The following is a 17623-nucleotide window of genomic DNA, read 5'->3' on the forward strand; positions in this document are numbered from 1 at the left end:
GTTCGGAGGCCGAGGTAGTCCTTCCACTATATTCTCTTCGGTGGTAGATTTACGTCGGAAGTCGAGGTGGGAATACATTTAAGTAATCAGGTTTCGTCGATGCCTCTATGTCAAACGGGACCTCGACTTCCGATGAAAGTCGAGATTTGGAATCTGCGTCTTCAGACGGTCAAGACGACCGATCTCGCGTCCAAACATCGGAACCGAAGGGGAGTCCAGACGAGAATGGAAAACCGCCATCAAGCGACGGGGACGGTACACAATTCAAAGTTGACGACCCGCTCTTTTCTCAACGGAAGGGAATTTTCCAAAATAAGGAGATGGTCCGTGTCGGTTGGGTACCTGATGGCGATCGAATTGTCGGACGTGACGATTATATTTCCACTATCAGCAGCTGTCTGAACGACGCTGTCTATGGTGGTGCCCCAAATCATATCTCAATTACCGGGAAAACAGGAACGGGAAAATCTCTTGTCTCCCGATACGTCACTCGTCGCGCTGTCAATGCATCTGTTGAGGATATCCGAATAGGTCATACGTATCTAGACTGTTCGAAATCCTCAACTGAAGTTCAAGTCATCTCGACAATCGGGCAACAGCTGAACGACGAGGATATCTATGACGAGGATGAAGACATCGTGAAAATGCCCGATACCGGGCTACCGAAAGACAAGTTCTACAAACGCCTCTGGCAGATTCTCGATCACTATGATTCGGCTATCATCATTCTCGACGAAGTCGACCTTCTCAAGAGCGACCACGTTTTGATGAGTCTCGCGAAGGCTGTCGAATCGAATGATACGTCGTGTCAAATTGGAATTATCGCAATAAGCAATCAAATCAATTTCTTCGACGAGCTAAACCCACGCACGAAGAGTGCCTTCCAGACCCAAGAACTCAATTTCGACCCATACAACGCAAATCAAATTCAAGAAATTCTTCGAGGCCGTGATGACGCCTTCCGTGATGGAGTCCTAACCGATGACGTTATTCCTCTTGTTGCGGCTTTCTCAGCACAGGAACACGGAGATGCGCGAAAGGCAATGCGATTATTCAGGACAGCGGGAGAGCTTGCTGATCGCGAGGGATCAGACGTTGTTGGAGAAGATCATGTGCGAAGCGCTCAGGACACACTTGAAAAGGATCGATTCCGCGACTTCCTCCAGGGAACCCCAACTCAAATGAAAGCCGCATGCCTCTCAATCTCTGCCAAGTCGCTCTACTCGCGCGACGATTATGTTATCACAGGTGAACTATATGATGCGTACCAGCAGATCACTAACGCAATAGATATGGACACGATCGGGATACGGCGGTTCCGGGATATCCTCGATGAGATGCAACTCAGTCAGGTAATTGAAACTAAAGAGGTAAATATGGGAAAAGGCGGCGGCCGCCATAACTCTCATCGGCTACTCCACAATCCTGAGACTATCCTTGATATTGTAATGGAGGATACTCGATTTAGAGAAATCTCTAAATCCTCGCTGAAACGGTTCGCCTGATTAGACCGCTTTGAGGTTGTGATAAAAGAATTTAGTGTAGTCCTCTGGAAGTATGATGAACCGGTAGGATCTATTTACAGTAAAAACCATATAGAATGTATTATTCACGCATAATGTTCTTCTCGGGAATATTTTATGCTAATCCTTCGGTTTGACCCCGCTTAAACTCACGTTTGCTTTGTTTCGTTTCTGGATTGGACGTCGCGACCAAGATCCGCGAAGTTCATTTCTGGCTTTTCATCCGCTTCGTCAACCGGTCGCGTCTCCAACACCGTGAGCGGGATGTCCTTCATGCGGACGCCCAACTCGCGCTTCGCGACACGCTCGCTCTCCTCGTGAGACTCTGCCAACATCTCGACGATAACAGTCAGTACGACCAGCGCAAAATCCGTCGTACAGAGCGCCGCCTCCATTTCATACCCACAGGAGGGACAGACGACATCTTGGACGAGGATCTCCGACGACCGGGCTTCTGTTGACTTCGTTCGCGTACCGACTTCCGCAACTGCGATGTTGATTGCGTCTTGGACGCTCTTCGCGCCGGCGACGACCCACGGGACCGACAACTGAATTTCGTACCACTGCTCATCGATACTCATCTCGTCGTCGCTGCGCCAGCTCGTCATCGCGATCGCCGACCAGTTACGCGGGCATCAACTGTGTATCGCCGTCTCCTATTCGCTGTCGATGGAGGTCTCGGTGTCATCGGTGGAGGGAGAATCCGCTCGATCCGCCCACGTCAATGACACAACGAGGGCCGAGCCGAGCCAATTCCGTGTTGTTGGAGGGTGTTTCGACCGGTCGCGTCAGCGGCCGGGATGACTAAACATCCCGGTTCGCAACCGTACCGCACCCAACGCTGTCACGTTATAAGATGATTTGCCGTTCACATTTACTGTAGCCTCACATCCGTCACATCCGTCACATCCCCCACATTCCACTTCTTTCGATATCGTCTCGATATCCTAAACATGGATGACTGCGAGATCGCGATCGATATCAAGACCGCTCGCTCTGTGGTCTGTGAAAAGGAAGGATTAGTTTTCTGAGTTCGTCGGGGGAACTCGGGTGGTTGTTAGGGTTCGTTACATTTCGGGGTGACAGTACGGAGACGGTATTCCGTCATCGAATCCATACCGAGGAGTACGCACTACGCGTGTACTCATGCAGTATCACCAGTCTGGGCAATGCGGGTGAGCTCATCGGCGATAAAGTCAGCAATCATCACTGGCTCGGGCCAGGAGACACAGACTTCACCGTCGAAATTCGCAGCCTCACTCCGGGGAACTGGTTCACCATCGTCAGACGGACTCGACGAACGACCAACATATTGCGGTCTGGCAGTCGTCGACGTCTGATCGGATGACTTGACAGGAGCGCGTTCGACAATCTCGATTTCAGATGCCCATCGTGAATCGAGCTTCGGTTGACCTTGGTACGTCTGCTTGGATCTCTGGCGTGGAAGCTTGAAATCCACCAGACGCACAGTGTCGCCCTCGTTCGGTTCGATGAGGGTCTTCTTCGAGATTAGGACTTCGCCATCGACATCATCGGGGTCAGCCGTTGACGCAGTCTCTTCGTATTCGCTGGACTCCCAGACGGAAACGCGGACCTCATCCTCGCGGCGGTTACCATCCTTTAGAATCATAGCAAACTTCAGGCTAGGAACTGGTGGATAGTAGATTTTCTTCACGACGCCCTGTGTCGTGACATAGCCTTTCGAGGACGCGAGATTCGCCTTCAAAATCGCGTTGATCCTGATGACGTTTCTCGGGTCGGTCTGCTCCTCTTCGACAACCGAAAGGAACGCGGTCGTGATGTCCGTCCCAGCCTGCACACGGCGTGCAAGTTGGGAAGCGACAGTGACCGGTGGTTTCCGAATTTCGTGCAGTGCATTCCCGTCAAGCAGTCTGCGTGTCTCGGCAAGAATTTCTTCACGAAGATCGGGATCTTCCTTACCCAGCTCGCGCAACGGAGCAGCTCGGTCGTAGATCTGCTGTTTGAACCGTTGTTCGAAGCTCCGCCGGTTTCGATCCCGTCGCTCAGGAAGCGTGCGATCGTGTTCCGTGCGGAAACGAGCAAGGATGTCTGTGTGTTGATTCAAGAGAGCAGCCACACCTGTCATGTGACCGTTTTCGTCGATACCATGAGAGCTCCGCTTGAGCTCTTCATCCAACGCTAGGCGGAATTCGATTCCGGTTATCGACGACCGAGAGTAGTCCTCGGGGTTCGGCACGACGCTCCGAAGGGAGGCAACTTCGCCATAGGGAAGCAGCACTTCTAATTCGGACGTCGTGACACCTTCTGATTCGCGAGGCGTCTGTTCATCGTTGGGGATGATCTTCAGCTCACGAAGCCGTTGAGTGTCTAGGTCGAGGGTTTCGACAGATTCGAGCTTCTGTCCCAACTGTACGGGGGCAGTAGACGAACTCGTGGGGATGTACTCTTCAAGACCAGACGCTGTGCCCGTCAACTGATCGCCAGTTGGGTCGGTCAGGCGGTCGTGGCCCATGTAGATGTACTCGCCAGTCGAGAGAGCGTCGGGTTCAGTGATCGCATCAGCCGGACGGCCTCTCGCGTTCATCTCAGCCCTCCGCTCATCACTACGGGATGGGACCATCGGTTGGTCGTTGTACCAGCCGTAGTAATCATCGGAACTCTCGCTCTCGAACTCGTGTTCGGAGCCAGACGTGAATTCAGAGATTGCGCCTTGCGACTCCACGCCGTCCGCATCGAGGCGACGCTCGGACTCATCGAGGCCAGCGTGCCAGCGGATAGTCGGCGACTCCACGTTACCGTCCAAGCGACGGCGTTCCTCGCAATCGAGGGAGCGGAGATCGTCGAACCACCCATCGTAGCGACGGGCAATGTGGGTCGGATTCTCATATTCGATTTCGGTTCTACCGTTCTTCTCGTGACCAGCCTCAGAGAGGTGGACACTGTCGGTGTTTCCACTCATAACAATGTGGGAAAGCGACCGTGCTTTCCATTCGCATAGACGCTCGAACCGTCTATAACTGTATCGCGCCTATCACCGCGCAGTAATGCGGTTTTCTGATGAAAACCCCCGAAATACCGCTCCCTTCTAACAGAGCCTCCGACTAGATCGCTCGCGCCAGCAACACTCATCGTCGCCCATAGCCTCTCAATTCGTCCTCACAGACCGTTATAGAACGTCGCAATCGCTCAAGAAGTGTGGAAGTGGAAAGACGAGAATCGCCTTTCCCACATTGTTATGATGAGCCGTTCAAGGCTCACTATTAGCTACTCAGGATATAGATATAATCGTATCGGCTACCGACCACCCAGTCCATAGCACAGTAGCCTGTCCTCGGACGTTACCCCTCATAATCCCGCCCGAACACGCTCATCGACTACCCCCAGCGAATGCGGGCGGGAACTGACCGGGGGACACCTGAAGACGTGACACGTTCCTAAAGACGCGATTGGCTAGCTTGCGCTCAGTTTTGGACCCCAAATGGGGCTGAGGGAGTGAGAGAGGGTCGACAGCAGCGCCGCTGTCGGTTCAGATCGCCTCAGACCTCACCCAGATGGAGTGACTACCAGATGACGTACTACCACAACGGAGACGACCAGCTCACGAACGGCGACGTCGAACAGGACGACCGGTTCGACGAACTCACCATGCGCGGCCTCTACGAGTCACCGCACCTCGAAAGCGACTGCCTCGGCATCCGCCTCGAGAACGCTGGCGAGCTCATGATGGCTGCCCGTCGTGAGCCCGAATACGACGAGTTCGGCCTCGAAATCGAAGGAAATGGAAACTACGAACTCGACGCATACTGGATCGGTGCGAGCCTTCGCACTACCGAAGGTCGCGACGTCGATCCTATCGACCTCGCCGACGAGGACCTCACTGGACTCCCACTCGAAGCCCAGGAACGCCTACACGGACTCCGTGAGGAACGCAAACGCCAGCGCGAGAAGGCCTTGGCCGCCCACGTGGTCGGCATCGACCGCGAGACACGATGCCGTAAGGAGCTCGTCGAAGAGCGCGAGGAACGCCAGTCCAAGCGCAACGAGCGCGTCCTCGGGGAGGGAATCATCCGCAACAACGCATTCGAAAATATCGACGATAACGAGGCTGAAGCTGTCCGCGAGGCCGCTGCTCGAATCGAAGACCACCTTATCACCAGCCCCGGTGACGAAGTACTCCGACACCTGCTCGCACGCAAAGTCCGGAGCGGTCAGGACGTCTTCACCGCTCAGTCCAACACGTTGGACCAGCTCTATCAGGAGGCGAGCGTCATCCAACCTATCTCGTCCGTGCCGATTATCCCCTCGAAGTACAACGTCGAGGCTGACATCCAGGGCGAAGTCACGACCCTCTGGCAACCCAAATCAGGGAGCCAACAGCAGGTCGGCCTCATCAAAGACGACGCCGGCGATACCATCAAATTCACCGTGTGGACACGCTCTCAACAGGGTGTCATCCTCCACGAAGGCGATCTCGTTCGGATTCGTGCCGGGAAAGTCGGGAAGTACCAGGGACAGGCCACTCTCGCCGCTGACTCCGAGACGCATATCGAAGTTCTCGAGCGTGGCGACGGACCCGCTCCCAGAGGCGACATCCCGAACGTAGACTGGGAGAAATACGCCAAGCGTCACCGCGAACAGGGCATCGAACAGCCCTTCCAAGTGCACAGCGCGTGTACGATTCCCCCCTTGGGCGCTCCCGGCGTCGAAGAAGTCTCCCGTCCCGTGCATGCTCCCGTCGACAGACTCGACCAAGAGAAGGGCGAGAAGCTGGACGCCCTCGAATGGCTCAAAGCCACCGAGATATTCGACGAGGACGATAGCAAGATACCACTCCCAACTTGGTGGCGCGAACAAGCGAACGTGGTCTCCCTAATCGTCGACGTCGACGCCAAAGGGGACGAGATCGGCGCGGCCATCCGGGAGGTCGTCTCGACGGGCCGTCCCGAATCCACGCCTGTTCCCGTTACTCCCGTTCCCCAGGGTAAGCGTCGTCTCTGGGCGCTTATCCGTGACCTCGACCTTTTCGGAACCGCCCTTGATGACGACAAGGAGGGAGAGGTAGAGACGGAGACAGCGGACGACACGAACGAGAGCGTACTCACTGGCGTTGCAACCCCCGACACCTCGGAGACTACCGTGGCGAGCGACGACAAGCCGGGTCTTGGACTTCCAACGACCACGTGCCGGTGTCCAGAGTGTGATCACGATCGAGCGCAATATCGCCTCGTTCAACTCCGGTCCATCGACGAACCACCGACGAGACTCCTCTCCTGTGTGAATTGCGGCCAGAGATGGCGCGAAGACAGCTAGTCGACAGAAGCAGCACTTCACTCCGTGCATCCAGTCTCACTATTCCAATAGAACGATGTCAACCAACAACTCCGACCACGGTCCGACGAACAGTCACAGTCAACCACTCACGAACGAGGAACTCACCGGCGACGACGATGTCGACTTCCATCTTGACATCGTCGACGGCGAAGATCCCAGCCGGCCCGTCACCGACGACAAGAACGAGTTCAACCCGTACCCGTCGGGACCCGGTCCCCTTCCAAGAACGATGCGGTTCGTCAGGCTCATCGACGGCACCTGGGCGTTCATAGAGCGCGGGAACGTCGGCGGCTGGATCAGTGCCGAGGAAACCATCAACCTCGATGAAGTCCGGTGAGTCGCGATCGGCCACCAATACCTGTGTTTTGGCTCCCCCAAGGGGGTGAGGGGAATCGGAGGAGGAGCAAACATCCTGGGTGCTGCTCCAGCAGCCGTCCTCTGGGCACTCCCACTCGAATCTCATCTTCTATCTAGTCTCGTTCACCCAGTCGAACCATTCCAGCCAGCGACAGCAATCGCGCCACTTCCAGAAAATGTCAAGCAACACAAAATCCGCAGAACTAGCCGTAACTGTCTCCGACACAGACCTCTCGGAGGCTGCAACCGGCATCCTCGAACAGTTCCCAGACGACCTTGATGGCGACCTCCCCAGCGTAGAGGAAGTCGCGAGCCGTCTCGAGAAGATGACCAACCAGTACAAGGTTCCTCTTGACGAGGCCCGCCGCGCCGCGGTCAGCCACTATCGCGACGTGTTCGGCCTCGAATACGATGACCTCGAGTTCCCTGGCCAGAGCGCCGGCGACGTCACCCTCGCCTCAATCAACCAGCACGAGCAGTGGGTGGACGTGACCGTAAAAATCGTCGAACTCTGGGACCCCACCCACGACAGCATCGACCAGGTCGGGCTCATCGGCGACGAGAGCGGTCGCCTCAAGTTCACCAAGTGGACGAAGGCCGAACTCCCAACCCTTGAGGAGGGTAGCGTCTACAAGCTTTCGAACGTCATCACCAGCGAGTACCAGGGGCGATACAGCATCAACCTCAACTCGCGCTCGAACATCGAACCTGTCGACGGCGACATCGACGTTAGAGCCGATATCGAAGATGTCCAACTCTCTGTCCCGATGGTTGCAATCCAGTCCGGGTCGGGACTCATCAAGCGGTGTCCCGACGGGGACTGCACGCGCGTCCTCCAGAATGGTCGGTGTGCAGAACACGGCGACGTTGAAGGGGAATTCGACCTTCGCATCAAAGCGGTCTTCGACGACGGTGAGACCGTCCAGTACGCAATCTTCGACCGCGAAGCGACTGAGGCCATCGCGGGTATCACGCTCAATGAGGCCATCGAGCAGGCGATGGACGCTCTCGATACCAGCGTTGTCGAGGACGCCCTCATCGACGCGCTCGTGGGCCGGTACTACCGTGTAGAAGGCTCTATTGTCGGTCGATATCTGCTCGTGAACGAGGCTGAACAGCACGGGTAACCTCGAATCCGAACCAGAACGCGACCCGAGTAGCCTGACTTTCGACTCCACAACCGTCACTAAACACTTTATGAGCAAATCCAACCCAGAAGCGACATCCAACAGCACCGACACCGAGAACAGCAATGCCGGCCGGCAAGGTCGCCAGGTAGCGAAGCGTGCCTTCGCCGCCGAAATCAACGACGCTACCCACGTCTTCAAACAGTCTGATGAGGAACGAGCCCCGAACTTCGCGCTGCTTCCGTCGGGCGAGGTCGCCAACCGATACTTCCTCGTCGGCACGATAACCGAAGTCAACGACGTCGGGAACGAGGACGAATACTTGCAGGCTCGCGTGGTCGACCCTACGGGCACTATGTTAGTCTACGCCGGGCAGTACCAGCCCCAGGCCGCTGCGCTCCTCTCCAGCCTCGAACCCCCGGCGTACGTCGCTGTGACCGCGAAGCCATCCGCGTTCGAGAGCGATGGCGAGACGTACGTCTCGCTCCGGCCCGAGACCACCACCCGCGTCGATAATGAAACCCGTGATCAGTGGGTTTCCGAGACCATCGAATGTACCGAAGCCCGACTCGACGCCTTCCCCGATAGTGACAGCGAGTTCGCCGCGATGAGCCGCGAGCAGTACGGCGACAGTCTCGACCTCGATAACTATCGGGAGGCCGTCAACGACGCTCGCGAGGACCTCGGAATTGACATGGACCACCGGTCGGACAGATCCAATAGTGAGACCACGACCGAGAACCAGAACGACGACGTCAGCATAGATGAAGACGGCGTCACCAAGGAAGCGACGGTTGAGGAGGCAGAAATCGCCGCTGCCGTCGCAAACGCCAGGTTCGAGGAGTAAGCCCAAGTAGGAACACCTCCGTTCACTCCCGGCCACACTTTCTAACGTGGTCGCACAACTCTCTCGGGAGGGCTTTCACCCCGCCCCACTCCGTCGTTCGTTCCTCCCCGCCGAAATCCACCTTCCCTGAGCTGTAAGTGCAGTTTGACTCTACGGACAACCTATTCTTACAATAACTGCGAGTGTCTGTTCGTCCTCTTCTCGCACCGAAAATCGAGGAATTACTCGTAGTAACTCAACCGTTCGACGACCTCGGCGAAAGCGACGTTTTGCCGTACATCGGTAATCTCAATTTTGACTCGCTCACTCTCTTTCGTATCCGGGACGATCACGACGAAACCACGTTCGACCCGAGTGATGCCATCACCCTGTTCGCCGATGTCCTCAATCTCGACTTCTCGAGTCTCACTTTCCTCAACTGGTGGTTCCTGTGGCTCACGCTGGGACTGTGATCCCGTTTCAGCCTGTTCGCTCTGTTCTGGCTCGCTCTGTGTCGGGGAAGACACGAGTGCGACGCGATATGTTTCTCCTTGCTGTAGATCACCCAGTTGTAGCTCGCGCTCTGGAACGTCGATCACGTACGACCCGTCCTGTTCCTCAATCGAAGCTGAAAACAGACATTGGAGTTCTTCAGAAATCTTCATTAGTCGGCCTCCTGGCAGCGTAATAGTGCAGAACACTTGACTCTGCTGTCGTGTCGTTGCTCAGAATTCACTCGGGACTCACGACATCGTCGCAGATGGGACACTCTGCCCAGATACCAGTCGTTCCGTTGTTTTACTCATATTCAACCAAGACGTGTGCAGCAGAAATGTTCTCACCACACTCCGGACATTGCCCGTGTTTCGGAGTATCGTAGGTTATCAGGAGAAGGAAGGGAGCGTGTGACAATTCCCCTCCAACTGGCTGTAGAGTTATGTTTCGGTGTAAGCTTTGTGTGGAATCGTACCTGAGACGAGCGTAGTCGCAAAAAATCACTCGCAACCCGATCTCCGGTGATGAGCAGTATTTATGCGAACTCTGCGCCGAGAACTCCCTCTCTGTCGAACAAGTCGCCGAAAAGCGGATGAGCTGTGCGCAGAACACGGCACTCTCCTGGTTGAGACGGCATAGAATCGAACCCCGGTCTCACGACTACTCTGAGGCCCCGTGACGCAATCCGAATCTCCTGTACGAACTACACTGGGAGAAATCTCTCTCCGGAGAGGCAATCGGTGAACACCGCGGCTGCGGTGCGACCATCGTCGCGCGGTGGATAGATCGGTTCGATATCGACGCGAGGCAAGCCGATAGTCAAAAAATTAGTGACGGCTAAGGGTACTGTGACAGAACTATTGACCCCCCCGTTTGTGCTCCCCTGAAATGGTGGAGGGTTCAACACGAAATGGCTACACTCCAGCTCAGCACCGCCTCGAACGCACCGACTATCGACCCCACTCAGGTCGATGAACTCCGCTAGTTTCTCGACGAATGGCTCATCGGCACGGGCTCATTCGACGACATCATGGTGAAGATTGCGGTTCCCGAACGCGATCCCGATACCGGCGAGGCAGACCCGCCGCACCTCACGCTCTACGGATATGCCTCGTTCTCCCCGACGCATCGGCCGACCGTTCGCGAGGCCGTCCTCGAGGGCCTCGACGACAATCTCGATGAAGACGAACGCGAGGTCGTCATCAACGACGAAACCGAGGAACTCCTTTGGGACTACGCCGGTGAGCACACCGAGGACTTCCTTCGCGAACTCTCGCCGTTCCTCACCGAGCCCTTTGTCATCCAGACCGTCGGCTACGAGAAATGTCGATTCCCCCACGTCGGCTACCAGTACCGCGTCGATCCCGATGGAAAAATTGACCATATCCAGTTGGGATGAGCAGTCGGCTCGAATCTTTCGCCACGACGCTCGCCGCAACTCGCCTCCATCTCCTATCCCCCATCCAGCATGAGCTTCTACGCGCGAATCTCCGGCTACCTCCAGTACCGCACGCACGACCACCTTGACGCCGCCATCGAACGCCTCAGGCGAGGCGCTTGGCTCAACGACGACGAGCAGTGGCTCGTCCGAGGTCACCCCCGGGAGATCCGCACTGACGCTACCATCGACCACGATCGCAACCTCCTCGCAATTCCCGCTGGTGTGTACCAGAATCTCGGTCGAATCACCACCGAACTCTTCGCTGGGGCGACCGACGGTGTCGTAGTCACGTCCTCGAACGACGCGTGTTTCGACGCTTGGATCGAGACCCCGCTTCCCGAAGCCGCCAACGTTCCGCCTGGTGAGGGTGGTGATGTCTCTTCTATCCGTTGTATCGACCTCGAACACTTCGCCCGTACGCAGGGCCTCGGCGTCAACCAATTCGGCGATCCTGGTCACTTCCAGTGGCAGTGGGATGTCCTCGATGCCTTCCACGACAAGCACGACCCAGACATCCTCGGGATTCTCGAATCCGCGCACGGGCCACCCGGATGACCAAGAGCCGAAACTATGCAATCTCCCGAACCCATGACCCAGAACACTGACCCAGACGCAAATACAGACTCAAGTGCGAACAAAACGAATACTGACATAGGCACTGCTCTCGATACGTTCGCTGATTTTCGCGATCAATTCGACGACGAGTGCGTTCTCCAGACGCTCTCGAAAGCCCACGATATCGACCGCGAGAACCCGCCGACTGTGTACTTCCTTGACGAGGACACCGGCCGTGTCTATCGTGTTCTCGAAGCCACGTGAGGCTCACCCGACTCGGGGTGGTTCGTCCTCGCCCTCGCCGGCACCCACGTTGACGATGGCTACGAACGCCAGTTGCGCGTCCACGACTCGGACACCCACCGTGTCCTGCTCGGCAACGATATCGAGCACTATGCTCACCATGAGCCGACCCCCGCCGACGACGTCATCACTACTAGTGAGGGGATGTTCATCCTTCGGATGGACGAGCCACTAATCCCGATCGGTGAGCACCGCCAGACACGCTCCTCCGGGGATGACGTCGATGAGTGAACACGAACACAGCGAACTCGAAGGACCGTGAATCGTGCTCTTCGGTTGCTTACGACCAGATTCCTCGCCTTCAGTTTGTCTTCCCCCGGAGGAACTGGGGGGTCTACGCCCCCGTTCCATATGTCTCAAGATGCCCTCGAGAACACTGACACTACGACCCATAGTACCGGCTCGTCTTCCGCCGGGTCGGGGTCTCCCACTCCCGTCTCGACGCGCCTCAGGCAGAACCAGCAGCAGACTCAGTCATTTTCCAGCGAGACTGCCTCCGAAGACGAGCAGTCGAAAGCCACGGACTCGGAATCGACCGATGAAATACAGTGTCCTGAGTGCGCAACCGACGAGTACCTCGTCATTGACGAGGAGGAAACCTACTGTGGGGAATGTGGCCTCGTACTCTTCCGTGATATCCTCGACCGGCGCCTTCGCTGGGTCGATACTGGGGACGGCCGTGAACCCGAACGTGGCGGCGCTCCCACCACACATCGCCTCCATCATAAGGGGCTCCCGACGGAGATCGGATATAACAGTGACGGGTACGACCGCCCGCTGTCGCGTCAGACCAAACGGCGTTTCCGTCGACTCCGTAAGTGGGATAGTCGATCGAAAACCGGCTCGAGTCGCGACCGCTCGCTCCGCCTCGGCCTCGGCGAAATCGCTCGCCTCGTCAGTGCGCTCGAACTCTCCGGCTCTATCCACGACTGCGCCGCTGACCTCTACCGCGAGGTTAGCGCAGAAGGGATGCTCGCCGGCAACTCCGTCGAAGGTATGGCGAGTGCCTGTGTGTACGCTGCTTGCCGTCTCGAACGCCTGCCACGCACGCTCAAAGAGATTGGTGAAGTCGCTCGTGTCGATATTAAAGAAATCAATCAGGACTACAAGTGCCTAAATCAAGATCTTGAGCTCGCAACGCCTCCACCACTCCCGCAGGACTACATCCCACGACTCGCGAGTGCCGTTGATGCCTCCCCTCGTCTCGAACGCCGTGCCTACCAGCTCTCCAGATCGAACGCTGTGGGTGTCCTCGCGAACGGCCGGCAACCGAACGGCGTCGCCGTTGCCTGTCTCTATCACGCCTTCAAAGAGAGTGGGCAAAGCAACCTCCGACTTACCCAACAAACTCTTGCCGAGGAAGGCTACACGACCCCGACAACGATTCGCAAGCTCTGGAGGGAGCTCCAAGGCCTTGCCGATGACGGAGAACTTCCCGATCCGGACGGCAACCTCGACCATTTCTCGTTACCCTGTGGAACGGTGGTAGGCGACGAGACGGATCGGATGACACCCCTATATCCTACGCAACAGTCCTAATCGAACCATCCGAATCGTTACGTAGGACCAACACTCGGGACGCGGAACCTGCGACCCCCGCTCGTTTGTCGCACCCCGAGACGGTGGGGGAACTCGAAATGGGCTCACTCGCACGCCACCGTGCAGCGAATCGCTTCCAGACCGCACTCCAGCAGCGCCTTGACGCTGCCTCGAATCAGAGTGAAGTACAGCAAGCCTACGACGATGCACTCGAGGCGCTCATCAAAATCACTCTCGACGATGTCGAACTCGACCGCGTCGCCAGGGAGCTTTCGACCAACCCCGACGTTATCGACTTCCCCGAGTGACCGAGATCGCGACCATCATGCTCGGTTTTGCCCACCCCACGGGGATGGGGGGAGGTAGAAGAGTTCATGACGGTTACCGTTCATAACGGTACTACCGTTATTATTACTATTATTGGTTCGATTTTCTCCCTTCGTGAGCAGCTCGATCACCGACAGTATCGCGACCACGACTCCACTCAAACATGAGTACCAACACCGAATCCGAAAGCGCGGACGCACAGCCAGCGACCACACCCGACGACGGATCCTCAGACGTAGAATCTGAGATGGACGTCGACGACGCGACCACCGCAGAAACCGCTGAAAATACCCAACCCAAAGGCGAGCCCGAACCAGATCTGGAATCGGAACCAGATTCTGAACCGGAGCAAGAATCCAACACCGACGGTGAAGCCGACGAGGACGTCGAGGAAGACGCAGAAGAAGAGGCCGATGTCGGCACCGGACCGCCGAGCCAGTTCCAGGCCGCCATCATGGGCGGTGACATCAAGGAGTTCGTCGGTACGCTTCGCGCCATCGTCGACGAGGTGAAGTTCAATGTTGAGCCTGATGGCATTCAGGTCCGTGCGGTCGATCCCGCAAACGTCGCGATGGACGACGGTGTGCTGTCCGCAGGGGCTTTCGAGTCCTACGACGCCTCCGAGGGTGTTCTGGGCCTCAATCTCGAACGTCTCGAGGGGGTCCTAAAACTCGCGAAGAAGGATGATCTCGTCGAACTCTCGTTCGACACGAATACGTTCAAACTCGTCATCTACATCGATGGCGTCGAGTTCACGATGGCGTGTATCGACCCCGACAGCATCAGGTCGGAACCCGAAATTCCGGACATGGATCTCCCCGCGTCGTTCACTGTCGATGAATCGCAGATCAGGCGGGGGGTGAAAGCAGCTGATATGGTCTCCGACCACATCCAAATCCGTTGTGACGAGACCGAGCAGGCCGTCTTCATCGAAGCCCAAGGCGACACCGACGACGTGTCCCTAGAACTTACGGAGGAGGAGTATACCGAGCTGACCGCCGTCGACGCGGAGGCGCTGTTTTCGCTTGACTACGTTAAGGACATCTCCCGGAAATTCCCGAAGAACGCTGCAATCAGCATCACCTTCGGGACGGACTTTCCAATGATGATCGAATACGAGTTTGCAGACGGCGAGTGCGAGATTCTCTCGATGATTGCCCCCCGAATCCGGTCCAACTAATGACTTCGCTAACCTCCCTCAGCGACGGCGATACCTATGCAGATATACGGCTTGGCGAGACATTCATCGTTTCTGTCGATCGTTCCGAGGATGCACTCACTATCCGGGTATTCCACCCGGACGAACCGGAGACCGCCATCGGCGAACACTGCCTCGATCTCAGTCCTGACGGAGCAAACGACGAGACCACCGTTGGGGCACATACCGGGACTGACCCGACCACGAACAGCGATTTGGCTCTTGGGTAGTTACTCGATCGATGGCTCCTGGACGCTACGCGGCTCCTCTCTCGATTATCGATACGAGAACTGAAACCCAGCGGAAGTGTCCGTACTGTCGCTGGGAGACGAACTCACTCTATAGACTCGACAGCTGGCCAGACGACTACGCGGGCTGCGCGTCCTGCGTTCTCGAGGCACTTGCCGATGACGACGAGTACCTCATCTACCATTCGTCTCCGACCAACCTAGAGCAATCACAACCGAGTCCCACACCATCGACCGAGGCACGACCCGCCTCGGACCCGTCGCAGTCCCACCAATCCGCTGATGGATAACCCACCTTCAGACTTAATCTCATGCCAGCAAAAACCGATTACTCGCGAAAAACGAAATGGAAGAACGAACCGTACCAAGGCGAACGAGGCGTTGGCGGAAACTTCGTCTACGCTGGCGATAACCTGCTCGACAAGCATCTGTTCGTCCACCGACTCGCTCCCGGCGGATTCGACTGGGGGCCTGACGCCTCTGACGAGAAGGCCAGTCAACTCGCTATCGCACTCCTCGCCCCGCTCAAAGGCGTGGACTACGCTGTCGAACACTACCACCTATTCGCGGAGAACTTCGTCCGGCGTGAACTAACCGACGATACCTGGGAAATCAAACGTCAAGACTACCGCTCAGATGAGTACGTCGAGGCCATCGACGGTCGCGACTACCCCGAAAACACCGCCCCCGGCCCCGAAGACGTTCCCGATCTCGAGGATGCCGACCTCGAGTCCATCACGTACGCCGCGGAGATCGCTCTCGCCGAGAAGTACGCGGAGGTTCTGTGGCAGTCGGGGAACCGTCGCGAGAACCTTCGACGGCTGAAAGCCATCTGGAGCGGTGAGGAAGATCCCGCCAGCGACGCCGTCGCTTCGGGGACACTTTATCGAATTCAAGGCCTCGACATTCCCTCGAACGCCCGCAGTACGCTCGTCAAGCAGTTCGACTCGATGGGCGAACTCGCAGCCTGGGTCTGCTATGGGCGCAATCACTCCCAGCTCGCGGGGATCAGCGACGCATCCGCGAAGAAAATCCCTAACGCTCGCCCCGGCTTCGTCCAGTACTTCGGCGGTACAGAGCACATCCCCGAGCACGACACCCGTGAAATGTCGCTCTCGGAGATGTCCAACACTCGGGGCGACACCGCCCAGCAGACGTTCACAAGTACTCTTAGTGAGGCAGACGAGTAACCCACAGCAGCCTGACCGACTCGGCTTCCCTCTCACCTGTTTGTTCCCCCCTGTTCGGTGGGGGGATCGGATGTCCAAACAGAACACTCCAAGCGTTCCGCGCGTCGATTGACGACCACCGGGACGGATTCTGTTCGGGCTCTCCACCACCCCCCATCTTTCTCCTCTCGGCTCTAGCGGTTCTCCACGCTCCACTCCCCTTCGTAGCTGTAGTACTGTGCGGCAAACTCCCATGATACGGGATCGGCCGTCTCGTCTCTGCGTTTTCTCCGTTCACTCCCAGCCGTGTGCGTACTCCCGCGGCATTTTCGATACCGAGGACTCACCCATGTCAACAGAATCCAAATCCAGTTCCAGCCAGCCTCGCTCCCCCGGCTCCGACTCGAACGAGAACGAGACCGAGAACACCAGTGGGGACGAGAACGATACTAGCGCCAGTCGCACCGATACCGACCGCCCGCCCATTCCGCTTGCCGATCTCCTAACCCGAGAGACAGACCGAAAATTCGTCGGCCTCACTGAGAACGACTCCCGGGAATATCCCGATGAAGTTCCACCGGAAACCCGGTGTTCGGCAGCGAACTCCCGCTCGTTTAAGGAAGCTATCCAAGCCCTCCCGAAGGCGAGCTCCGGTGAACTCTGGGCGACCAACGATTTCGTCGAGACATCCGGGCGTGTCGACACTGCCGTCATCCGCCGTGTGCATGGCCTCGACGTCGACGCACTTGAATCCTATACCGGAAGTTCGATCGAAGACCTCGCCGCCGCGAGTGAGGCCGACGCAGTCGTGCGTGTCTATGATCATCAAGATATCGTCGACGACCGCCGAAAGGCGTTGAACGCGCTCGGCTACGATGTTAAGTTCCGGTGGCAGATCGCCTCGGATTCGTACTCCATTATCAACCCACAGGAGGCGTATCTCCCCATCATCAGTGCACTCCAGCAGCGCGGCGAAACCAATCCCTTCGGGTGGGTGTCCTACCGCGATTGGGGTGGGTTGTTCAAGATGGTCGTCATCTGCCCGAGCCTCCGTCACGTCGTCTCCGGCGATCAGGGGGACATCGAAGACGACGTCGAAGAAGACGGCATCACCATCGCTGTTAGTAACGATAGCGACTCCGATGAGGACTCCAACAAAGACGAGGAAGGATCGGAGACCATCATCTACGGCGGCTTCCAGA

The 17623-nt window shown here is 57.1% G+C and carries 16 protein-coding genes and 2 pseudogenes; 11 read left to right on the plus strand and 7 right to left on the minus strand.

Translation table 11 applies throughout. From position 1 onward, the window contains the following. Nucleotides 1-107 precede the first annotated feature (107 nt). On the plus strand, nucleotides 108-1505 hold the full coding sequence (locus NO360_RS18405) for a Cdc6/Cdc18 family protein (protein ID WP_123124665.1): 1398 nt from the start codon (nucleotides 108-110) through the stop codon (nucleotides 1503-1505). Between the two features lie 167 nt (nucleotides 1506-1672). Here the strand turns inward: NO360_RS18405 and NO360_RS18410 are convergent, their stop codons facing one another. Both NO360_RS18410 and NO360_RS18415 read right to left on the minus strand, forming a co-directional pair. After that, the gene (locus NO360_RS18410; RefSeq protein WP_256309286.1) at nucleotides 1673-2131 is read right to left on the minus strand and encodes a DUF555 domain-containing protein; all 459 of its coding nucleotides are present in this window, start codon (nucleotides 2129-2131) and stop codon (nucleotides 1673-1675) included. A gap of 536 nt (nucleotides 2132-2667) precedes the next feature. After that, nucleotides 2668-4464 (minus strand): hypothetical protein, encoded by a 1797-nt coding sequence (locus NO360_RS18415; protein ID WP_256309287.1) that lies wholly within the window; start codon nucleotides 4462-4464, stop codon nucleotides 2668-2670. A 608-nt stretch (nucleotides 4465-5072) separates the two neighbouring features. Between NO360_RS18415 and NO360_RS18420 the strand changes: the two genes are divergently transcribed. From NO360_RS18420 to NO360_RS18435, 4 genes are all read left to right on the plus strand, one after another. Beyond that, nucleotides 5073-6815: a hypothetical protein gene (locus NO360_RS18420; protein WP_256309288.1), complete on the plus strand. Its 1743-nt coding sequence runs from the start codon at nucleotides 5073-5075 to the stop codon at nucleotides 6813-6815. A 55-nt stretch (nucleotides 6816-6870) separates the two neighbouring features. Beyond that, nucleotides 6871-7173, plus strand: a complete 303-nt coding sequence (locus tag NO360_RS18425; RefSeq protein ID WP_114450771.1) for a hypothetical protein — start codon at nucleotides 6871-6873, stop codon at nucleotides 7171-7173. Nucleotides 7174-7369: 196 nt separating this feature from the next. Further along, nucleotides 7370-8320: a replication factor A gene (locus NO360_RS18430; protein ID WP_123124667.1), complete on the plus strand. Its 951-nt coding sequence runs from the start codon at nucleotides 7370-7372 to the stop codon at nucleotides 8318-8320. Nucleotides 8321-8390: 70 nt separating this feature from the next. After that, a complete protein-coding gene (locus NO360_RS18435; protein ID WP_256309289.1) occupies nucleotides 8391-9167 on the plus strand; it encodes a DNA-binding protein in 777 nt (258 codons plus the stop codon). Nucleotides 9168-9388: 221 nt separating this feature from the next. On the opposite strand, the gene NO360_RS18440 is transcribed toward NO360_RS18435, so the two are convergent. The 3 genes and pseudogenes from NO360_RS18440 to NO360_RS18445 form a co-directional block, all read right to left on the minus strand. Then, a complete protein-coding gene (locus tag NO360_RS18440; RefSeq protein WP_112077703.1) occupies nucleotides 9389-9811 on the minus strand; it encodes a TRAM domain-containing protein in 423 nt (140 codons plus the stop codon). A gap of 67 nt (nucleotides 9812-9878) precedes the next feature. Next, nucleotides 9879-10253, minus strand: a pseudogene (locus NO360_RS19195) (DUF7837 family putative zinc-binding protein). A gap of 403 nt (nucleotides 10254-10656) precedes the next feature. Beyond that, a complete protein-coding gene (locus NO360_RS18445; RefSeq protein WP_256309290.1) occupies nucleotides 10657-11622 on the minus strand; it encodes a hypothetical protein in 966 nt (321 codons plus the stop codon). A gap of 30 nt (nucleotides 11623-11652) precedes the next feature. On the opposite strand from NO360_RS18445, the gene NO360_RS18450 reads away from it, so the two are divergent. Then, entirely contained in the window at nucleotides 11653-11901 is a 249-nt protein-coding gene (locus tag NO360_RS18450; protein ID WP_256309292.1) for a hypothetical protein, read from the plus strand. 3 nt (nucleotides 11902-11904) lie between these two features. On the opposite strand, the gene NO360_RS18455 is transcribed toward NO360_RS18450, so the two are convergent. Beyond that, nucleotides 11905-12042, minus strand: coding sequence for a hypothetical protein (locus tag NO360_RS18455; protein ID WP_256309293.1), 138 nt, complete (start codon nucleotides 12040-12042; stop codon nucleotides 11905-11907). A gap of 249 nt (nucleotides 12043-12291) precedes the next feature. Between NO360_RS18455 and NO360_RS19155 the strand changes: the two genes are divergently transcribed. The 3 genes from NO360_RS19155 (at nucleotide 12292) to NO360_RS18475 (ending at nucleotide 14986) form a co-directional block, all read left to right on the plus strand. Further along, nucleotides 12292-13479 carry a transcription initiation factor IIB gene (locus NO360_RS19155; protein WP_390282483.1) on the plus strand — a complete coding sequence of 396 codons (1188 nt, stop codon included), beginning with the start codon at nucleotides 12292-12294 and terminating at the stop codon, nucleotides 13477-13479. Nucleotides 13480-13577: 98 nt separating this feature from the next. Next, the gene (locus NO360_RS18470; RefSeq protein ID WP_112077698.1) at nucleotides 13578-13787 is read left to right on the plus strand and encodes a hypothetical protein; all 210 of its coding nucleotides are present in this window, start codon (nucleotides 13578-13580) and stop codon (nucleotides 13785-13787) included. A gap of 266 nt (nucleotides 13788-14053) precedes the next feature. After that, nucleotides 14054-14986, plus strand: a complete 933-nt coding sequence (locus tag NO360_RS18475) for a DNA polymerase sliding clamp (RefSeq protein ID WP_256309295.1) — start codon at nucleotides 14054-14056, stop codon at nucleotides 14984-14986. An 8-nt stretch (nucleotides 14987-14994) separates the two neighbouring features. Here the strand turns inward: NO360_RS18475 and NO360_RS18480 are convergent, their stop codons facing one another. Continuing rightward, nucleotides 14995-15189 carry a hypothetical protein gene (locus NO360_RS18480; RefSeq protein ID WP_251331615.1) on the minus strand — a complete coding sequence of 65 codons (195 nt, stop codon included), beginning with the start codon at nucleotides 15187-15189 and terminating at the stop codon, nucleotides 14995-14997. A 374-nt stretch (nucleotides 15190-15563) separates the two neighbouring features. Here NO360_RS18480 and NO360_RS18485 point away from each other — a divergent pair, with 374 nt between their 5' ends. Together NO360_RS18485 and NO360_RS18490 are read left to right on the plus strand one after the other, a co-directional pair. Then, nucleotides 15564-16442 carry a DUF6166 domain-containing protein gene (locus NO360_RS18485; RefSeq protein ID WP_256309296.1) on the plus strand — a complete coding sequence of 293 codons (879 nt, stop codon included), beginning with the start codon at nucleotides 15564-15566 and terminating at the stop codon, nucleotides 16440-16442. Nucleotides 16443-16674: 232 nt separating this feature from the next. Continuing rightward, nucleotides 16675-17623 (plus strand): annotated as a pseudogene (locus NO360_RS18490) (hypothetical protein); the annotation flags it as partial.

Source organism: Halobellus litoreus, assembly GCF_024464595.1.
Classification (GTDB): domain Archaea; phylum Halobacteriota; class Halobacteria; order Halobacteriales; family Haloferacaceae; genus Haloquadratum; species Haloquadratum litoreum.

Coding starts and splice junctions, on each gene's coding strand:
- NO360_RS18405 (WP_123124665.1), top strand. CDS start 108: ATGTCAAACGGGACCTCGACTTCCGATGAAAGTCGAGATTTGGAATCT.
- NO360_RS18410 (WP_256309286.1), bottom strand. CDS start 2,131: ATGACGAGCTGGCGCAGCGACGACGAGATGAGTATCGATGAGCAGTGG.
- NO360_RS18415 (WP_256309287.1), bottom strand. CDS start 4,464: ATGAGTGGAAACACCGACAGTGTCCACCTCTCTGAGGCTGGTCACGAG.
- NO360_RS18420 (WP_256309288.1), top strand. CDS start 5,073: ATGACGTACTACCACAACGGAGACGACCAGCTCACGAACGGCGACGTC.
- NO360_RS18425 (WP_114450771.1), top strand. CDS start 6,871: ATGTCAACCAACAACTCCGACCACGGTCCGACGAACAGTCACAGTCAA.
- NO360_RS18430 (WP_123124667.1), top strand. CDS start 7,370: ATGTCAAGCAACACAAAATCCGCAGAACTAGCCGTAACTGTCTCCGAC.
- NO360_RS18435 (WP_256309289.1), top strand. CDS start 8,391: ATGAGCAAATCCAACCCAGAAGCGACATCCAACAGCACCGACACCGAG.
- NO360_RS18440 (WP_112077703.1), bottom strand. CDS start 9,811: ATGAAGATTTCTGAAGAACTCCAATGTCTGTTTTCAGCTTCGATTGAG.
- NO360_RS18450 (WP_256309292.1), top strand. CDS start 11,653: ATGCAATCTCCCGAACCCATGACCCAGAACACTGACCCAGACGCAAAT.
- NO360_RS18455 (WP_256309293.1), bottom strand. CDS start 12,042: ATGGTGAGCATAGTGCTCGATATCGTTGCCGAGCAGGACACGGTGGGT.
- NO360_RS19155 (WP_390282483.1), top strand. CDS start 12,292: ATGTCTCAAGATGCCCTCGAGAACACTGACACTACGACCCATAGTACC.
- NO360_RS18470 (WP_112077698.1), top strand. CDS start 13,578: ATGGGCTCACTCGCACGCCACCGTGCAGCGAATCGCTTCCAGACCGCA.
- NO360_RS18475 (WP_256309295.1), top strand. CDS start 14,054: ATGGACGTCGACGACGCGACCACCGCAGAAACCGCTGAAAATACCCAA.
- NO360_RS18480 (WP_251331615.1), bottom strand. CDS start 15,189: ATGTGCCCCAACGGTGGTCTCGTCGTTTGCTCCGTCAGGACTGAGATC.
- NO360_RS18485 (WP_256309296.1), top strand. CDS start 15,564: ATGCCAGCAAAAACCGATTACTCGCGAAAAACGAAATGGAAGAACGAA.